The organism is Sphingomonas sp. 179-I 2A4 NHS, assembly GCF_045369135.1.
GTDB lineage: Bacteria > Pseudomonadota > Alphaproteobacteria > Sphingomonadales > Sphingomonadaceae > Sphingomonas.
Genome location: NZ_JBIQFL010000014.1, coordinates 31,439 through 44,811 on the forward strand (window position 1 = coordinate 31,439; position 13,373 = coordinate 44,811).

At 61.4% G+C, this 13,373-nt stretch carries 14 protein-coding genes; 5 read left to right on the forward strand and 9 right to left on the reverse strand.

The genetic code is table 11. The features are described from left to right. Positions 1-74 precede the first annotated feature (74 nt). From ACH0CP_RS16790 to ACH0CP_RS16800, 3 genes are read right to left on the reverse strand one after another with little or no spacing between them, the layout of a single operon-like run. Positions 75-680, reverse strand: coding sequence for a short chain dehydrogenase (locus ACH0CP_RS16790; RefSeq protein ID WP_021224427.1), 606 nt, complete (start codon positions 678-680; stop codon positions 75-77). 33 nt (positions 681-713) lie between these two features. Beyond that, positions 714-1,397, reverse strand: coding sequence for a DUF1349 domain-containing protein (locus tag ACH0CP_RS16795; protein WP_048938673.1), 684 nt, complete (start codon positions 1,395-1,397; stop codon positions 714-716). Between the two features lie 31 nt (positions 1,398-1,428). Continuing rightward, positions 1,429-1,977 (reverse strand): TetR/AcrR family transcriptional regulator, encoded by a 549-nt coding sequence (locus tag ACH0CP_RS16800; protein ID WP_237449739.1) that lies wholly within the window; start codon positions 1,975-1,977, stop codon positions 1,429-1,431. A 239-nt stretch (positions 1,978-2,216) separates the two neighbouring features. On the opposite strand from ACH0CP_RS16800, the gene ACH0CP_RS16805 reads away from it, so the two are divergent. Genes ACH0CP_RS16805 through ACH0CP_RS16815 form a run of 3 tightly spaced genes read left to right on the forward strand, consistent with a single transcriptional unit; the run spans position 2,217 to position 5,565 of the window. After that, positions 2,217-4,049, forward strand: coding sequence for a copper resistance system multicopper oxidase (locus tag ACH0CP_RS16805; protein ID WP_037445095.1), 1,833 nt, complete (start codon positions 2,217-2,219; stop codon positions 4,047-4,049). Then, positions 4,046-4,357 (forward strand): hypothetical protein, encoded by a 312-nt coding sequence (locus tag ACH0CP_RS16810; RefSeq protein WP_125445810.1) that lies wholly within the window; start codon positions 4,046-4,048, stop codon positions 4,355-4,357. Before ACH0CP_RS16805 ends, ACH0CP_RS16810 begins: the two co-directional genes overlap by 4 nt. Continuing rightward, entirely contained in the window at positions 4,354-5,565 is a 1,212-nt protein-coding gene (locus tag ACH0CP_RS16815) for a copper resistance protein B (protein WP_037445092.1), read from the forward strand. The genes ACH0CP_RS16810 and ACH0CP_RS16815 overlap by 4 nt, the downstream gene beginning before the upstream one ends. A gap of 161 nt (positions 5,566-5,726) precedes the next feature. Here ACH0CP_RS16815 and ACH0CP_RS16820 read toward each other — a convergent pair whose 3' ends face one another. Both ACH0CP_RS16820 and ACH0CP_RS16825 read right to left on the reverse strand, forming a co-directional pair. After that, positions 5,727-6,077 carry a metalloregulator ArsR/SmtB family transcription factor gene (locus tag ACH0CP_RS16820; RefSeq protein WP_048938679.1) on the reverse strand — a complete coding sequence of 117 codons (351 nt, stop codon included), beginning with the start codon at positions 6,075-6,077 and terminating at the stop codon, positions 5,727-5,729. A gap of 87 nt (positions 6,078-6,164) precedes the next feature. Continuing rightward, positions 6,165-7,349, reverse strand: a complete 1,185-nt coding sequence (locus ACH0CP_RS16825) for an MFS transporter (RefSeq protein WP_037445089.1) — start codon at positions 7,347-7,349, stop codon at positions 6,165-6,167. Between the two features lie 100 nt (positions 7,350-7,449). On the opposite strand from ACH0CP_RS16825, the gene ACH0CP_RS16830 reads away from it, so the two are divergent. Further along, positions 7,450-7,725 (forward strand): metal-sensitive transcriptional regulator, encoded by a 276-nt coding sequence (locus ACH0CP_RS16830; RefSeq protein WP_017502085.1) that lies wholly within the window; start codon positions 7,450-7,452, stop codon positions 7,723-7,725. Here ACH0CP_RS16830 and ACH0CP_RS16835 read toward each other — a convergent pair. Genes ACH0CP_RS16835 through ACH0CP_RS16850 form a run of 4 tightly spaced genes read right to left on the reverse strand, consistent with a single transcriptional unit; the run spans position 7,685 to position 12,365 of the window. After that, a complete protein-coding gene (locus ACH0CP_RS16835; protein ID WP_125445809.1) occupies positions 7,685-9,172 on the reverse strand; it encodes an efflux transporter outer membrane subunit in 1,488 nt (495 codons plus the stop codon). The two genes, ACH0CP_RS16830 and ACH0CP_RS16835, sit on opposite strands and share 41 nt — an antisense overlap. Positions 9,173-9,180: 8 nt before the next feature. After that, positions 9,181-10,092: an efflux RND transporter periplasmic adaptor subunit gene (locus ACH0CP_RS16840; RefSeq protein WP_037445086.1), complete on the reverse strand. Its 912-nt coding sequence runs from the start codon at positions 10,090-10,092 to the stop codon at positions 9,181-9,183. Between the two features lie 9 nt (positions 10,093-10,101). Further along, positions 10,102-10,293: a DUF1656 domain-containing protein gene (locus tag ACH0CP_RS16845; RefSeq protein ID WP_037445084.1), complete on the reverse strand. Its 192-nt coding sequence runs from the start codon at positions 10,291-10,293 to the stop codon at positions 10,102-10,104. Next, a complete protein-coding gene (locus ACH0CP_RS16850) occupies positions 10,290-12,365 on the reverse strand; it encodes an FUSC family protein (protein ID WP_048938671.1) in 2,076 nt (691 codons plus the stop codon). The genes ACH0CP_RS16845 and ACH0CP_RS16850 overlap by 4 nt, the downstream gene beginning before the upstream one ends. Positions 12,366-12,672: 307 nt before the next feature. On the opposite strand from ACH0CP_RS16850, the gene ACH0CP_RS16855 reads away from it, so the two are divergent. After that, complete coding sequence (locus ACH0CP_RS16855; RefSeq protein ID WP_048938670.1) at positions 12,673-13,368, forward strand: FadR/GntR family transcriptional regulator; 696 nt, start codon at positions 12,673-12,675, stop codon at positions 13,366-13,368. The last annotated feature ends 5 nt before the right edge of the window (positions 13,369-13,373 follow it).

Genomic DNA, 13,373 nt, shown 5'->3' on the forward strand with positions numbered 1-13,373 from the left:
TTGTCGAAGGCCACTGGGCTGCGATCATAGCTGGGTATTCGAAAGCCCCGCGAACGCGGGAGCTGCCAGCGACATCAGGCGTCCACGATCAGAACCTCACCGGATATGAACCCTTCGACCGACCGTTGAAATGCCTTCCCCACGAGCGCGCCCGGAACCGGCTCGAAGCCCGGCATCATGGCACCATAGACGTCCCACGCCTCCTCGAGGACGGTCGGATTGACCACGTTGATCCGTATGCCGCGCGGCATTTCGTGCGCGACGCAGCGCACGAATGTGTCGATCGCGCCGCTGGTCGTCGCATCCGCGATCGCCTCGGGAACGGGCTTGATATTCAAGATCCCGGAAATGAGGGTAAACGAGCCGCAGTCAGCGACATAGTCACAGCCTACACGCACCAGGTTGATCTGCCCGAGCAGCTTGCTTTCGATGGTTACGCGCCATTGATCATCGGTCATGGTCACGAAGGGCGCGTACTCGCAGTGGCCAACGGCGCAGATCACGGCATCGACTTGTCCGACCTTTTCAAACAGCGCTCGGATAGATGCCGTGTTGGTAATGTCCACTTGGTGATCGCATGTCGAGCCAGAGCGGCTGGCGGTCACGACGTCGTGGTGGGCGAGGCCTTTGAGCGCAGCCTGTCCCATGAGGCCGTTAGCCCCAACGATGAGAATCTTCATTGTCGTTGTCTTTCCCGGGTCGATTTTGCGCCGTCAGAGGCCGAGGCGAAAATCCGAAATGCTGGTCTTGGTCAGGGTCAGGTCCCGGAACTGGGTCACAGATCCCTTGCCCTGCGGCGATTGCGCGCTCACGCCCACCCACAGCTTCTGAGGATAGTCATTTTTGAACAAGCGGATCAGCTGCCAGCTCTTCTGGTCCGTCGAATAGTAGAACCCGACCGTTTTCGTATCCGAAGAGATTTTCATCCAGACATTCGGCGCTGTCACAACATCATGATTGTTGTCATCGGAGGTGTCGTTCGTGCGGACGCTGACGATGCGAACCCGTCCCCGCTCATCACGCTCCATCGCCATTTTGAGCCAGTGGGCATCATCGACCCATATGTAGAAGGTGCCGGCGTCGTAGGTAGCGTTGAACGACGGGGTCACCAAACCTGACAACGTCCAGGACTTGGCATTATCGACTTCTGCCAGGAGAACCGGCGCAGTGTTGTTCGACAGCTTGCCGTCGGGATCGCGGAAATTGTCACGCCCGCCCTCGCTCGCCAGCGAGATCATTCCTCCTTCAACCTTCGCGGATCTTGCCGCCTGATTAAGCGATCGGGTGAAGCTGATTCCCGGCAGGGCCAGGTTCACTTTTTCATCGCCCATTTGCTGAGCATTCGCCGGCAGCGCCAGACCCATTGCGATCACCATCAAAGGGAGTTGCACTTTCATCGTCAGATCCTCTTTTCTGTCTTGAACGTCGTCAGGTCACCGCCGAGGCGAGTAGACCGGCAAGATGATCGACCGCTTCCTTCTTCGAAATGCGGCCGCGCTGCACCTCGTTCGAGAGCGATGCGGCGGCGCCGACAAAGGCTACGACCGAGGCAAAATGGATGGGACGTGCAGCGCGAGACTCGAGCGTCGCAACGCAAAGGCCGACATAGCGATCATCGCAGTCCCGGCGCATGGTTTCCATTTCGGCGCCGCCACTCAGAGCGCCAGCCAGCGCCGCTGCCACAGGCCCTGACTGCTCGACGCAATCGACATAGGCCTGGGCGATGACTTTAGCCGCCTCCTCGACCGTAGCTGCGCGCTCGAGGGCCTTGGTCAGCTCCTCGATATGGCCGGTATAGTAGCGATCATAGAGCGCGCAGAGCAGCCCTGCCCGGCTCTGGAAATGGTTATAGGCAATCGGCTTGGAGACCCCTCCCCGCTCGGCCGCCTCGGCCAGCGTCAGAGCATGCACGCCGTGCTCGGCAACATACGACCATGCAGCGTCGAGTAGGGCATTGCGGCGATCCGCCGCGGACAACTTCACCACCGGAACAAACTCATATTACGATTCGTAACTTACTTATCGTAATAAATCGCTCGCGACGCAAGCGCACCTTTTTGGTGTCTCGGAAGCGGCGTGATCAGAACGGGTTCGCTGCTTCATGGCGATCGAACACATTGCCAGATTGCGTTCGCGAGAAAGAGCTTGACCTTACCATGATGGGAAGGTGGACAAGGTATGTCGTTTTATCCCCTCTGAGGGACTTGAGAGGCGACATGACTGATTTGATCGACCGCCGTGCCCTCCTTCGGGGAAGCGCGGCTTTGGGAGGAACGGCTGCGCTCGCCAGCTGGTTTCCTGCCTGGGCCCAACCCGTGTCCGCCGGTATCGTGCGGCCACTCCCGACAGTGTCCGGCGATGAAATCCATCTGAAGATCGCTGCGCAGATGATGACGATCGATGGCCGGATGAGCCATGCGATCGGCATCAACGGCACAGTGCCCGCGCCGCTTGTTCGGCTGCGGGAAGGACAGAAGGTCCGCCTCCATGTTGAAAATGCACTGGACGAGGACAGCTCGATCCACTGGCACGGGCTGATCCTCCCCTTCCAGATGGACGGCGTTCCAGGCGTGAGTTTCCCCGGGATCAAGCCCAGGTCGACCTTCACCTACGAATTCCCGATCGTTCAGTCGGGGACCTATTGGTATCACAGCCATTCGGGTCTGCAGGAACAGCTGGGCCATTATGGCCCGATCGTGATCGACCCCGCCGGCGAGGACCCGATCAAGTCCGACCGCGAGCATGTTCTGGTCCTGTCCGACCACAGCCCGCTTCACCCGCATACGATCTTCCGCAAGCTCAAGCAGCAAGGAGGCTACTTCAATTTCCAGAAGCAGACGCTGGCTGGCCAGCTCGCTGGCCGTGACCAGAGCGGCAAGGATCGGCTTGCCTGGGGCGCGATGCGCATGGACCCGACCGATGTTTCAGACGTAACGGGCAGCACCTACACCTATCTCGTGAACGGCCATGGCCCTCGGGACAACTGGACGGGGCTGTTTCATCCGGGCGAGCGCATACGCCTGCGCATTATCAACGCCTCGGCGATGACGACGTTCAACTTCCGGATTCCCGGTTTGAAGCTGACGGTGGTGCAGGCAGATGGTCTCCCGGTTCGTCCGGTGAGCGTCGACGAAATTCAGGTAGCGGTTGCCGAGACCTATGACGTGATCGTCGAGCCGGCAGACGACCGTGCCTATACGATCGTTGGCGAGAGTGTCGATCGCTCGGGGATGGCGCGCGCCACCCTTGCTCCGCGCGAGGGCATGGCCGCAATTGTTCCGCCGCTGCGCAAGCGTCCCTTAGCCGACATGAAAGACATGGGGATGGGCGATATGGCGGGTATGTCCAGCATGGATCATTCGGCCATGCCCTCGAGCGGCAAAGATGCTGCTTGCCCGCCGGAACATGCGGCGATGGGACATTGCAAGCCCGCCGGCGACGCGGCGGCAATGGACCAACCGACGATGAGCCACGGCACCGGCGGCATGAAGCATTCGATGCGCGACATGTCGATGGCACCCGAGGTCAAGGACACACCGACGGTTCAGACGATATCGCCGATGCCGATCGACCGAACGGGCGAACCAGGCCAAGGGCTCAAGGATGTCGGCCACAAGGTGCTGGTTTACCGCGATCTCATGGCGGTCGAGCGCAACCCCGACGTAAGAGCGCCGGACCGATCGATGCGGATCCATCTGACCGGCAATATGGAACGTTACATGTGGGCGTTCGACGGCGTCAAACTGAGCGAAGTGAAAAAGCCCATCCCGTTTCTCAAGGACGAGCGGGTCCGCATCACGTTGGTCAACGATACAATGATGGGGCACCCCATCCATCTGCATGGACATTTCTTTGAGCTGGTCACCGGCCACGGCGCCTACGCCCCGCGCAAACATACCGTCCAGGTGCAACCCGGCGGCACCGTGACGTTCGACGTGACGACTGACGCCGTGGGCGACTGGGCGTTTCATTGCCACATGCTTTATCACATGCACGCAGGGATGATGCAGATCGTCTCCGTGCGCCCCCGCGAAGGAACGGCCGCATGAAAATCCTCATCTCTCTGTTCGCAACCTCGATCCTGGCTTTGAGCGCGCCGCTGGCTGCCCAAACAATGGACCACAGTCAGCATGGCAACACCCGGGCAGATGCCAGGAAAGCGCCGTCCCGGCCCTCGGCCAAGCCCACGGCGAAGCCACGCAAAGCGCCTGCGCCTTCGCGCCAGGCGCCTGCGAAGAGCGATCCATCCTGCCCGCCCGAGCATGCCGCCATGGGTCATTGCACACCCAAGCCTGCCGGTGCCGCCAAAGGCAAGCCAAGTGCCTGGCTCAGCCATATGAACGAGTTGCGAGCATGAAAACCCTGGCATTCCTGAGTGCGGCGTCGGTCCTGGCGCTCGCCAGCCCGGCGGGCGCTCAGTCCATGGATCATTCTCAGCATCAAAGCGCGCCCGCGTCGGCCGCAGATAGACCGGACGCGACAAGCAAGACGGGGGCGACGGCATGTTCTCCGGAACATGCCGCCATGGGGCACTGCAAACCCGCCCCGGCCGAAGCGAAAAAGGACCCGCTTGTCCCTGCTTCGGCGCCCGAGGTCAAAGTCCGCAAGCAGCCTGTCTGCGCCCCGGAGCATGCGGCGATGGGCCATTGTACACCGGCGCCCGACACGCAGGAAGGTGACGAAGATTCGTCAGCTGGACCACCCCCGTCAGCGACATCTTCAGACCCCTCCTGCCCGCCCGAACATGCGGCAATGGGTCATTGCACCCCGAAGGCGGCCGCTCCCGTTATGCCATCGGTGGAGCAGTCGGGGACTGCGCTTCCAGCCGGCAATGCACCGGCGCCAGCAGCGCCCGACGCAGATTATGCAGATCGGGTCTGGGGTCGCGATGCGATGAAGCCTGTTCGGAACGCCATGATGAAAGAGCATGGCGGGATGTCCTATTCACAGGTCATGCTCAATCTCGCCGAGATCCAGATCCGCGATGGCAAGGAAGGCTATCATTGGGATGGAGAGGCCTGGTTCGGCGGGGACATCAACCGGCTGACGGTCAAATCTGAAGGCGAAGGTGATTTCGGTGGCGGTCTGGAGGGCGCCGAGGTCCAGGCTCTCTACAGCCGCGCGATTGGCCCCTACTTCAATCTGCAAGCAGGCGTACGGCAGGACATCCGACCAGAGCCTTCGCGCACATACGCCGTCATCGGCTTTGAAGGCTTGGCCCCCTACTGGTTTGAGATCGAGGGCGCGGCCTTCGTCTCGGACAAAGGCGATCTCCTGGGCAGGATCGAGGGCTATTATGATCAGCGTATCACGCAGCGCCTGGTCGCGCAGCCACGCGCCGAGGTGAACCTTTCCGCGCAGGATATGCGCGCGGAAGGGATCGGGTCGGGTCTGGTCAATGCCGAGCTCGGGCTGCGGGTTCGATACGAGATTGTCCGCGAGTTTGCGCCCTATGTGGGTGTGGCGTGGGAACGAAAATTCGGCGAGACGGCCAGAATTGCTCGCGCTGCCGGCGAGGACACCGGAGGTTTCAATCTCGTCGCCGGTGTTCGGGTCTGGTTCTGACAGAGATCGCACGCGCGGATTTTCAACGATCCTCGCCGCGATGCTCTTGAGGCTGCCCCGGACTTTCAGGACTGTGTTCGGGAAGGCTTCAAGTGCGGCCCAGACGCGCGCCAGCTAGAAAGCTCGAGTTGACGCGCGTCTGGGCCATCCAAACGGCCGATTCAGTCCTCGCTGTGATCCTCACCGATATGGGATGCCATATCGATCAGCATGTCACTGACATGCGCATCGGCTACCTGATAGAAAACCTGGCGAGACTGTCGCTCGCCCCGCACCAGTCGGGCACCACGCAGTAGCCGCAGATGGTGGCTTACGAGCGTCTGGGAAAGACCGAGGCTTTCTGCAATGTCGCCAACCGCCTTGGGCACATTCAGGCAAAACAGCAATATCCGCAGACGGGTCGGATCGCCGAGCAAACGAAAGGTCTCGGCCAGAATAGTCATCTCATGGCTCGATAGGCGGAGATGCGCATCCCCCACGTCCGGGCCTGTATGTTCATGGACGTCAGACATTTCGATCTCACTCTTGGCAGCATGCATTCGACATATGTGGACATGTTCATATGCACGAGATGAGGCTCCTCTCCAAGGACGACAAGGTCAGGGGGCGACTTTCGCTCGTGACGCCTGCCAGACCAATGGCACCAGCATGAGCGCCAGCGCGGGCAGGATGGCCCAATTGATCACGACCCAGCCTGCGCTGTGCATCACCGATCCTGCAAGGAAGGACACAATGGCTGTCACCCCGAAGACGAGAAAGTCATTCGCACCCTGGGCCTTGCCTCGTTCTGCAGGGGTGTGACAGTCGGTGACCATCGCGGTCGCTCCAATGAAGCTGAAGTTCCAGCCGACACCAAGGAGCGCAAGCGATCCCCAAAAGTTCGACAATGCGGCGCCGCTCAAGGCAACGGCACCCGAACCCGCGAGCAGCACAAGGCCGAACGCGGTCACCCGCTCCTTCCCGAACCTGGCCATCAGGCGACCGGTGAAGAAGCTCGGGCCGAACATGGCAAGAAGATGCCACTGGATTCCCAGCGCCGCGTTATCGACCCCGTAGCCTTGCTTGACCATCGCGACGGGCGCGGCCGTCATCACAAACGCCATAACGCCATAGGATACAACGCCGGTCGCGACCGCAAGAATGTAGCGTGGCATTCTCAGTATCTCGAGCAAGGGTCGCCCGGTATCGATCCCTTGCGCGGCCTGCTCGGCCCGCGGTGTTCGAAGCATGAGCAGGACGGGGATAGCGATCATCGGCAAGATCGCCTGGCTGAGAAAGCTGCCCACAAAGGGAGGTGGCAGGGCGTCACGCGTCCAGATCACAAGCTGCGGGCCCACGATCGCACCGATGAGACCGCCGACCATCACCCGCGAGATCGCGCGGGTCTTCATTTCGCCCTCCGCTGCATCGGCCGCCGCGAACCGATAGCTCTGTACGTAAGAGCTGTAGAGCCCCGCGATGAAGGTTCCCAGGCAGAAGACTTTGAAGGAGCCGGAGAAAATGCCAAGGGCTGCCACGGCGCCACCAAGAATTCCCTTCAGGGCTCCCAGGACATAGCCCGCTCGTCTGCCCCACCGTCGCATCATGGCTGCCGCCGGCAGCGTGCCAAATGCAAGACCGAGGCCGAAAAGGCTGACTGGAAACGTCGCCCAGGCCGGATTGGAGGCAAGCTGCAGCCCCACCAGTCCGCCAAGTGACATCACAATCGGCGGACTGGCGCCGCCAAGGGCTTGCGCCGCTGCCAGAACAGCGATGTTGCGCCCAGCCGTCTGCTTGCTATTCATGGGAACCTCTCATCGGGCGGAAATCGGTTGGTCGGCGGCCGCTCCACATGCTCAGTGCCTGCCGACGCGTTATATACCCGTCCAGGGTAGGGGTATTGCAGTGGATCCAGGCGACATCAATGACATAAGCGCGGCCCTCAACCGGATCGCCGGCCAGGTCAAAGGTGTCGGCCAGATGGTCGAAGATCAAAGGTACTGCATCGACATTCTCCATCAGGTGCATGCCGTCAAAGCCGCGCTATCCAAGGTCGAGACGCAAATCCTGAAGTCCCATGCGGCCTGCTGCGTCGAACAGGCGATCGCCTCGGGTGACGCCGAACAGCAGCGTGCCAAGTTCAACGAACTGGTGGAGATCTTTGCGAAGGCGAAGCTATAGGAAGCTGCGCTTCGGGCACCGTATCTGATCGCTCTTGCTCGAAGACAGTCTGCCACCCTCCGCCCAGGGCCTTTGCGAGAGCGATAAGGTTGACGGCCTGAGCCGCCTTGCTTTGTGCAAGGGAATCTTGTGCGGCAAAGAGTGCGCGCTGGGCTATCAGCAGATCGAGATAATCCAGCGTGCCGGCGCGGCGCTCGCGCAATGCCCGATCAAGGGCTGTCTGGCTATCGGCCGTCGCGGCGCCGAGAGCTTCGCGGCGCGTCGCCTCTGTCTCAATCCCGGTCAGCGCATCCTCAACATCCCTGAAGGCGACGCGGACGGTCTGTTCATATTGCAGCCGCTGGGTCGCCGTGATTGCCTCGGCAGCGCGGATACGAGCCTTGCGCTGACCATCGTCGAACAACGTCTGGCTACCGGTTGCCGCAACACTCCAGATGGTGCTGGCTGCGGAGAAGAGCGAGCCGAAGCCGCTTGCTGCGGTACCCAAGGTGAGCGGGATACGAAAGCGCGGAAAAAGATCCGCCACAGCGACGTTTTGTCGCGCGGTAGCCGCAGCTATTCGTCGCTCAGCCCCGCGCACATCGGGCCGGTCCCGCAACACCTGCGATGGCACGGACACGGGAAGCGCTGGCGCAGATGGCAGGATATGCGGCGTGCGTTCAAATTCCTGGCCCAGATCGCCAGGAAACCCTCCTGTCAGAACACCGATGGCATGCGAATGCCGGGCGATGCGGCCGCGCCACAAGGGCAGTTGAGCGAGAGCCGACTGCCATTCGGCCCTCGCCTGCGCAACGCTCGAACCGCTCGCGAGCCCGGCCCTCTGAAGGCGAGTCAGGGTATCGAACGTAGCCTTAAGACGGTCGACATTCCTTTCTGCGATGTCGAGGCGCTCCTGGGCAGAGCGCAGTTCCACATAATTTGTCGCGATTTCTGCAAGCAGGCTGAGCAGGACTGACCGCCGGTCTTCCTCGGCTACACCAAGTTCTGCATCGGCGGCCTCGACGCTTTGCCGAAGTCTGCCGAACAGGTCGATCTCCCAGCTCGCCTCAAGTTGCACAGATTGCGTGTCGGTAAATCCGATGCCGCGCGGCCATTCGACCCTTCGGCTCGTCTGCTGCTGCAGGCTGTTGGCGCTAATGCCGATCCTGGGCTTCAGCGTGCCCGAGAGCGCATCGCGTTCCGCGCGCGCGACGATGAGCCGTTGAGCCGCCACCTTTAGATCGAGGTTGTTTACCAAGGCCTGATCAACAAGCCGGTCAAGAAGCGGGTCTTTGAACCCTCGCCACCAGGTCTTGAGGTCGGTAACGTCTGCCACGCCCGCCGCAGCGGGCAAGGGCTCGCTCCAGTTAGATGGAAGCGTTGGCACTGGCTCGTCATACCGTACCATCCTTGGGGTGGCGCAAGCTGAAAGCAGCAGCACGGGTATCAGCGCGAATTGGGGACGCATGGTCTGCCTCACAGGAATTGACGGGTCCAGGCGAGGAGACGGCCATCGTTATTGGCTTTGCCGATTGCGATGCTGCAGCTCATGCCGGCCGATAGGCTGATTCCACGGGGAACCTTGTCGATCTGGACACGCACAGGGATACGTTGAGCAAGGCGGATCCAGGTGAAGACCGGGTTGACTGCCGGTAGCCCGCGCTGGTCAGCCTTTTCGTTGGTGTCGGTGACGCCTCGCCCGATGCTCACGACATGGCCTTCTATGGGTTGCTCGAACCCCATCAGCCGGATCCGAGCCTTCATGCCGGGCGCAATGCCAGCTAGCTTCGTTTCTTCGAAATAGCCTGTGACCCAGAAACTGCTGGAATCGACGACAGCCACCTTCGTATTGCCAGCCTCGGCATAGTCGCCCGGGCGCAGGCGCAGGTTCGTCACATAGCCATCGATCGGCGCTCGAACGACGGAGCGCTCGAGATTGAGGCGCGCGACATCAAGCGCCGCTACCGATCCGGAGTAGGCGGCATGGGCGATGCGAGCCTCGCCATTTGCCTGGTCGATGGTCTCGGTCGCGATAATATCGCCGCCCAGAGCCGTACGACGACGAGCGATCGCTGATTTCACCGAAGCCTCGGCGCGGCGCCCCTCCAGGTCGGCGTTCGCGCTTTGCACCGCGAGCGCGAAGCGCTTGGGATCGAGGCGATATAGAACATCACCGCGCCGGACGAATTGATTGTCCTTCACGGCGACCTCGGCGATCGTCCCTGACACCTCCGGCGCGATCTGAACGACGTCCGCGCTGACCCGGCCATCCCGGGTCCAGGGCGAGCGCACATAGGTCTGCCAGAGTGTGGAGATCAAAATGCCGGCAGCCAGGACGATCAGCAGGGTGATCCCGACGCGCAGGATGGGCTTGATAAAGGTTGGCATCGGCAAATCTCACAAAAGGAAAAACAGAGCAGCGAGGATCGCGAGATAGACCGCGCATTCCATCAGGCCCGGGTGCCAGACGAACCGCAGCACGCCTGTTCGTGTCAGCAGCGCCCGTGTCCCAACGAAGACAGGCAGCGCCGCGATGAGGTAGAGAAGCAGCGGCGGCAGGTAGACGCCGGCGAAATTGACTTCGGTCATGCGATTTTCCTCGTCCCGGCGATCCACGCGCCGTGCGCTTGCTTGAGGATGCTGAGATTACGGATGCATGCAGCGACCCTGTGCGTGATCGCCTGATCCTCGCCGCCTTGGTGATCCGATTGTTGTGTTGCCTCGAACAAGGAATCAAGCGTCAGGCTTGTCGCCGGATCATCGAGCGCCGCCGCGTCTAGGGCAGCGTTCCCGAAGTGGAGCGCGCGCTCGGAAATCCTGTCATCCTGTAACGCGGCCCTGAGCCGGAGCGCGGTCCGCCCATAGTGCAGTGCCCCGAGCGCTTCGGTCAGAACCGCAGCGGCCACTGATGGCCTCGCCTTCAGACTGACGGCGATGTTTACGAGGCGGTGGTGCTGAAGATGCTCCCAAGCGTGCCGACGCCCGGTCCATCCTTTGCGGATCGCCATCGTGACAGCTCTCCGGAATGCTGTCTCGTAGCGATGGGCCCTCGCGACAGGGTTGAAGGGGAGGATAAGCTTGAGGACCAACAGAGTGGCGATCACGGCGACCATCCAACCCAGCGCCTCGTTCAGGAAGAAGGCGCCGTCGAACAGCATCTGGTTCTGCGCATAGACCAGCGTGTTGAAAGCCACGAGGAAACCCATGCCATCGAACACGTAGCGTGGCACCGTCGTTGCGTAGAACCCGGCAAGCCAGAAAGGCAGCATCGATGCGATCAACAGCGGAAAGCCATTGACCGACGGAAGCAGGAGAAAAACGCATATGAACGCGGCTGGCAGGGCAACCAGCGTCCCCCTCACAAAAGACCACGCGCCTCCCACCGGATCGCCGGTCATTGCCATGAGGATGCTGTAGGGCGCCAGCAGAAGCAGCATGAGTGGCCATTGCTGCAGACCCACACCGATACCGATACCGCCAGCGATGACGATCGACAAAAGGGCGCGCACGCCGTTCTCCACGGCCGCAGTCCAGTCGCGATGGAAATGGAAGCCGCGTGTGGGGTGCGCATGCACGCCGTTAAGCCCCAGTAAGCCAGCGATGCCACTTTCCCAGTCCTCGATGACCTCGAGCAGCTGATCGAGCGCGATGATCACGTCGGCGCGGTCATGGGCGACCTCAAGCTCGGCGATGATCTGATGGAGGCTGAGGTGAAGCCCCCGAATTTCTGCAAGTGCGGCTTGGAGACCGGCCCGGTCGCCGGTCTCGATGCGACCGATAGCCGCCGGCAGATGAGCGCCTACTAGTTCGCGAGCCTTGAGAAACGACGGGTCCCGGGCGACGGAGGCAAAGGCGAGTTCGCGCGCACCAAGCAAGGCGGCGAACATCCCCGCCAGCCCCTCGCGGACCGCTCCGACGCGCACCGCGACATCCGTTGATTCAGCCCTGCTCAGTTCGAGCAGGTCTTCGATTGCGAACATGTCGGCTATGTGGGTGGCGCCCACATCCTGGACTCGCTCCGGATTGTTTTCCACACGATCAAGCACGAGGCGCCCAATCATGGTCAATTGCCTTGTGATCGCACCTTCAAGTTTGCCGCGAGCGGCGCGCCTGGAGAAAATCGCCGTCACAAGCCCAAGGCAGACGACACCGACCGCCACGCTTGCCACCCGTCCCAGCACGATGCTCAGTGCGTTTTCGGGAACTTCGAGCGCACCATAGGTTGCAAAGCCCAGTGTATAGCCCGCAACCGCAGGTCCGGTTGATCGGAACCCGCGAATGAGCGTCGCGGCGCCGCTACATATGCCTAGCCAAAGCCCGAAGAAAATGAGGAACAACGCAGGGGCCTGAATGAAGAGGCCCATGACGATGATAGCGGCAATGCCGCCAACCACCGTACCTGCCAGTCGCCAGCTTCCCTTCGCCAGCACGGCGCCCTGATTCATGTTCGCGACAAGCATCACGGTCGAAGCGGCCGAATAAGGCTTGTCCATCTGAAGGGTATAGGCGACCCAATAGGCGAGCGCGGCGGCGGTTACCGAGCGAAAGACATAGGCCCAGCGCGGCGTGAGCAGGTCAAAGACTTTCAGCTGCCGGGTTGCGAGGCCAAGGGCGTTCGCGGTCCTGCCGCCGAGCCGACTTTCAATCGTCTGCAGCCTCATCCCCTGACGCCCAAAGCGCAGGCGGTGGCTTCGCGCACATCCATTTTGATTGTGACTGACATGGGCAGGATTGTCCTGGGTTAGCGGGTGTCAGGGCCGGAGACTCCAAGCCTGCTCACCCTTTAACATCCAATCATCCTACCTTTCTCTTTCCAAAGTTTCAAGCTGTGGTAAGCTGGTCAACGATGATGGCATTCGCCGACCGCGGCGATGCTGGGCGCCAAGGCCCCGGAAAAGCGCGGATTTCGGTCATATATTGAACGCCAAATTGATGGGATGACCGGATGAAATCCGCTAGGAGAAGTCGATGACTCGAAACGCAACCCTAACGCAGGCGCCTCGCCGGTCGCTTGTCGACTCGGCAATCGAACAGATCCGCACCCAGATTGAGAGCGGGGCCTGGCGTGTGGGCGAGCGCATCCCCAAGGAACAGGAGCTTGCGGACCTGTTGGGCGTCAGCCGCAATACGACCCGCGAGGCGATCAGGGTCCTGTCTCATGCTGAAGTCCTGGAAGTTCGCCAAGGTGATGGAACTTACGTCCGGCTGAACGTCGATCCGACGGAGGTTATGCGACGGGTGAGCCGCTCTAGCCTCCACGATCATTTCGAGTTGCGCGCCATGCTCGAGGCCGAAGCGGCCCGTCGCGCGGCGACCCAGCGCTCCGATGCAGACGTCATCAAGTTGCGGAAACTCCTCAAGGTTCGCGGAAATCAGGAAGACCACAGCCGTCTGGAGAAGTTCGTCGATGCGGATATCGCCTTTCACAGTGCTCTTGCGTCCGTTTCAGGCAACACAGCGCTGATCGAGCTCTATCGCTACTTCTCGCAGGCGATCCGCTCCGGGGTCTGGTCGGTCCTTGACGAGGTGGACCTGCCCGAACCGGCCCTTGAAGCGCATGAGGCCATCGTAGACGCCATCGAGCGAAAGGATGCGGAAGGCGCGGCGCTCGCGGTCCGTGAAGTCGTCGGTCCGCTCATCAAGGCGCTGGCCGACAGGAGCTGAAAAGC

What these genes read in the sequence shown, in the direction of transcription:
- ACH0CP_RS16795 (WP_048938673.1), bottom strand. Translation starts at nt 1,397, where the DNA reads ATGAAAGTGCAACTCCCTTTGATGGTGATCGCAATGGGTCTGGCGCTG.
- ACH0CP_RS16810 (WP_125445810.1), top strand. Translation starts at nt 4,046, where the DNA reads ATGAAAATCCTCATCTCTCTGTTCGCAACCTCGATCCTGGCTTTGAGC.
- ACH0CP_RS16805 (WP_037445095.1), top strand. Translation starts at nt 2,217, where the DNA reads ATGACTGATTTGATCGACCGCCGTGCCCTCCTTCGGGGAAGCGCGGCT.
- ACH0CP_RS16840 (WP_037445086.1), bottom strand. Translation starts at nt 10,092, where the DNA reads ATGCCAACCTTTATCAAGCCCATCCTGCGCGTCGGGATCACCCTGCTG.
- ACH0CP_RS16845 (WP_037445084.1), bottom strand. Translation starts at nt 10,293, where the DNA reads ATGACCGAAGTCAATTTCGCCGGCGTCTACCTGCCGCCGCTGCTTCTC.
- ACH0CP_RS16790 (WP_021224427.1), bottom strand. Translation starts at nt 680, where the DNA reads ATGAAGATTCTCATCGTTGGGGCTAACGGCCTCATGGGACAGGCTGCG.
- ACH0CP_RS16820 (WP_048938679.1), bottom strand. Translation starts at nt 6,077, where the DNA reads ATGTCTGACGTCCATGAACATACAGGCCCGGACGTGGGGGATGCGCAT.
- ACH0CP_RS16825 (WP_037445089.1), bottom strand. Translation starts at nt 7,349, where the DNA reads ATGAATAGCAAGCAGACGGCTGGGCGCAACATCGCTGTTCTGGCAGCG.
- ACH0CP_RS16855 (WP_048938670.1), top strand. Translation starts at nt 12,673, where the DNA reads ATGACTCGAAACGCAACCCTAACGCAGGCGCCTCGCCGGTCGCTTGTC.
- ACH0CP_RS16815 (WP_037445092.1), top strand. Translation starts at nt 4,354, where the DNA reads ATGAAAACCCTGGCATTCCTGAGTGCGGCGTCGGTCCTGGCGCTCGCC.
- ACH0CP_RS16850 (WP_048938671.1), bottom strand. Translation starts at nt 12,365, where the DNA reads ATGAGGCTGCAGACGATTGAAAGTCGGCTCGGCGGCAGGACCGCGAAC.
- ACH0CP_RS16835 (WP_125445809.1), bottom strand. Translation starts at nt 9,172, where the DNA reads ATGCGTCCCCAATTCGCGCTGATACCCGTGCTGCTGCTTTCAGCTTGC.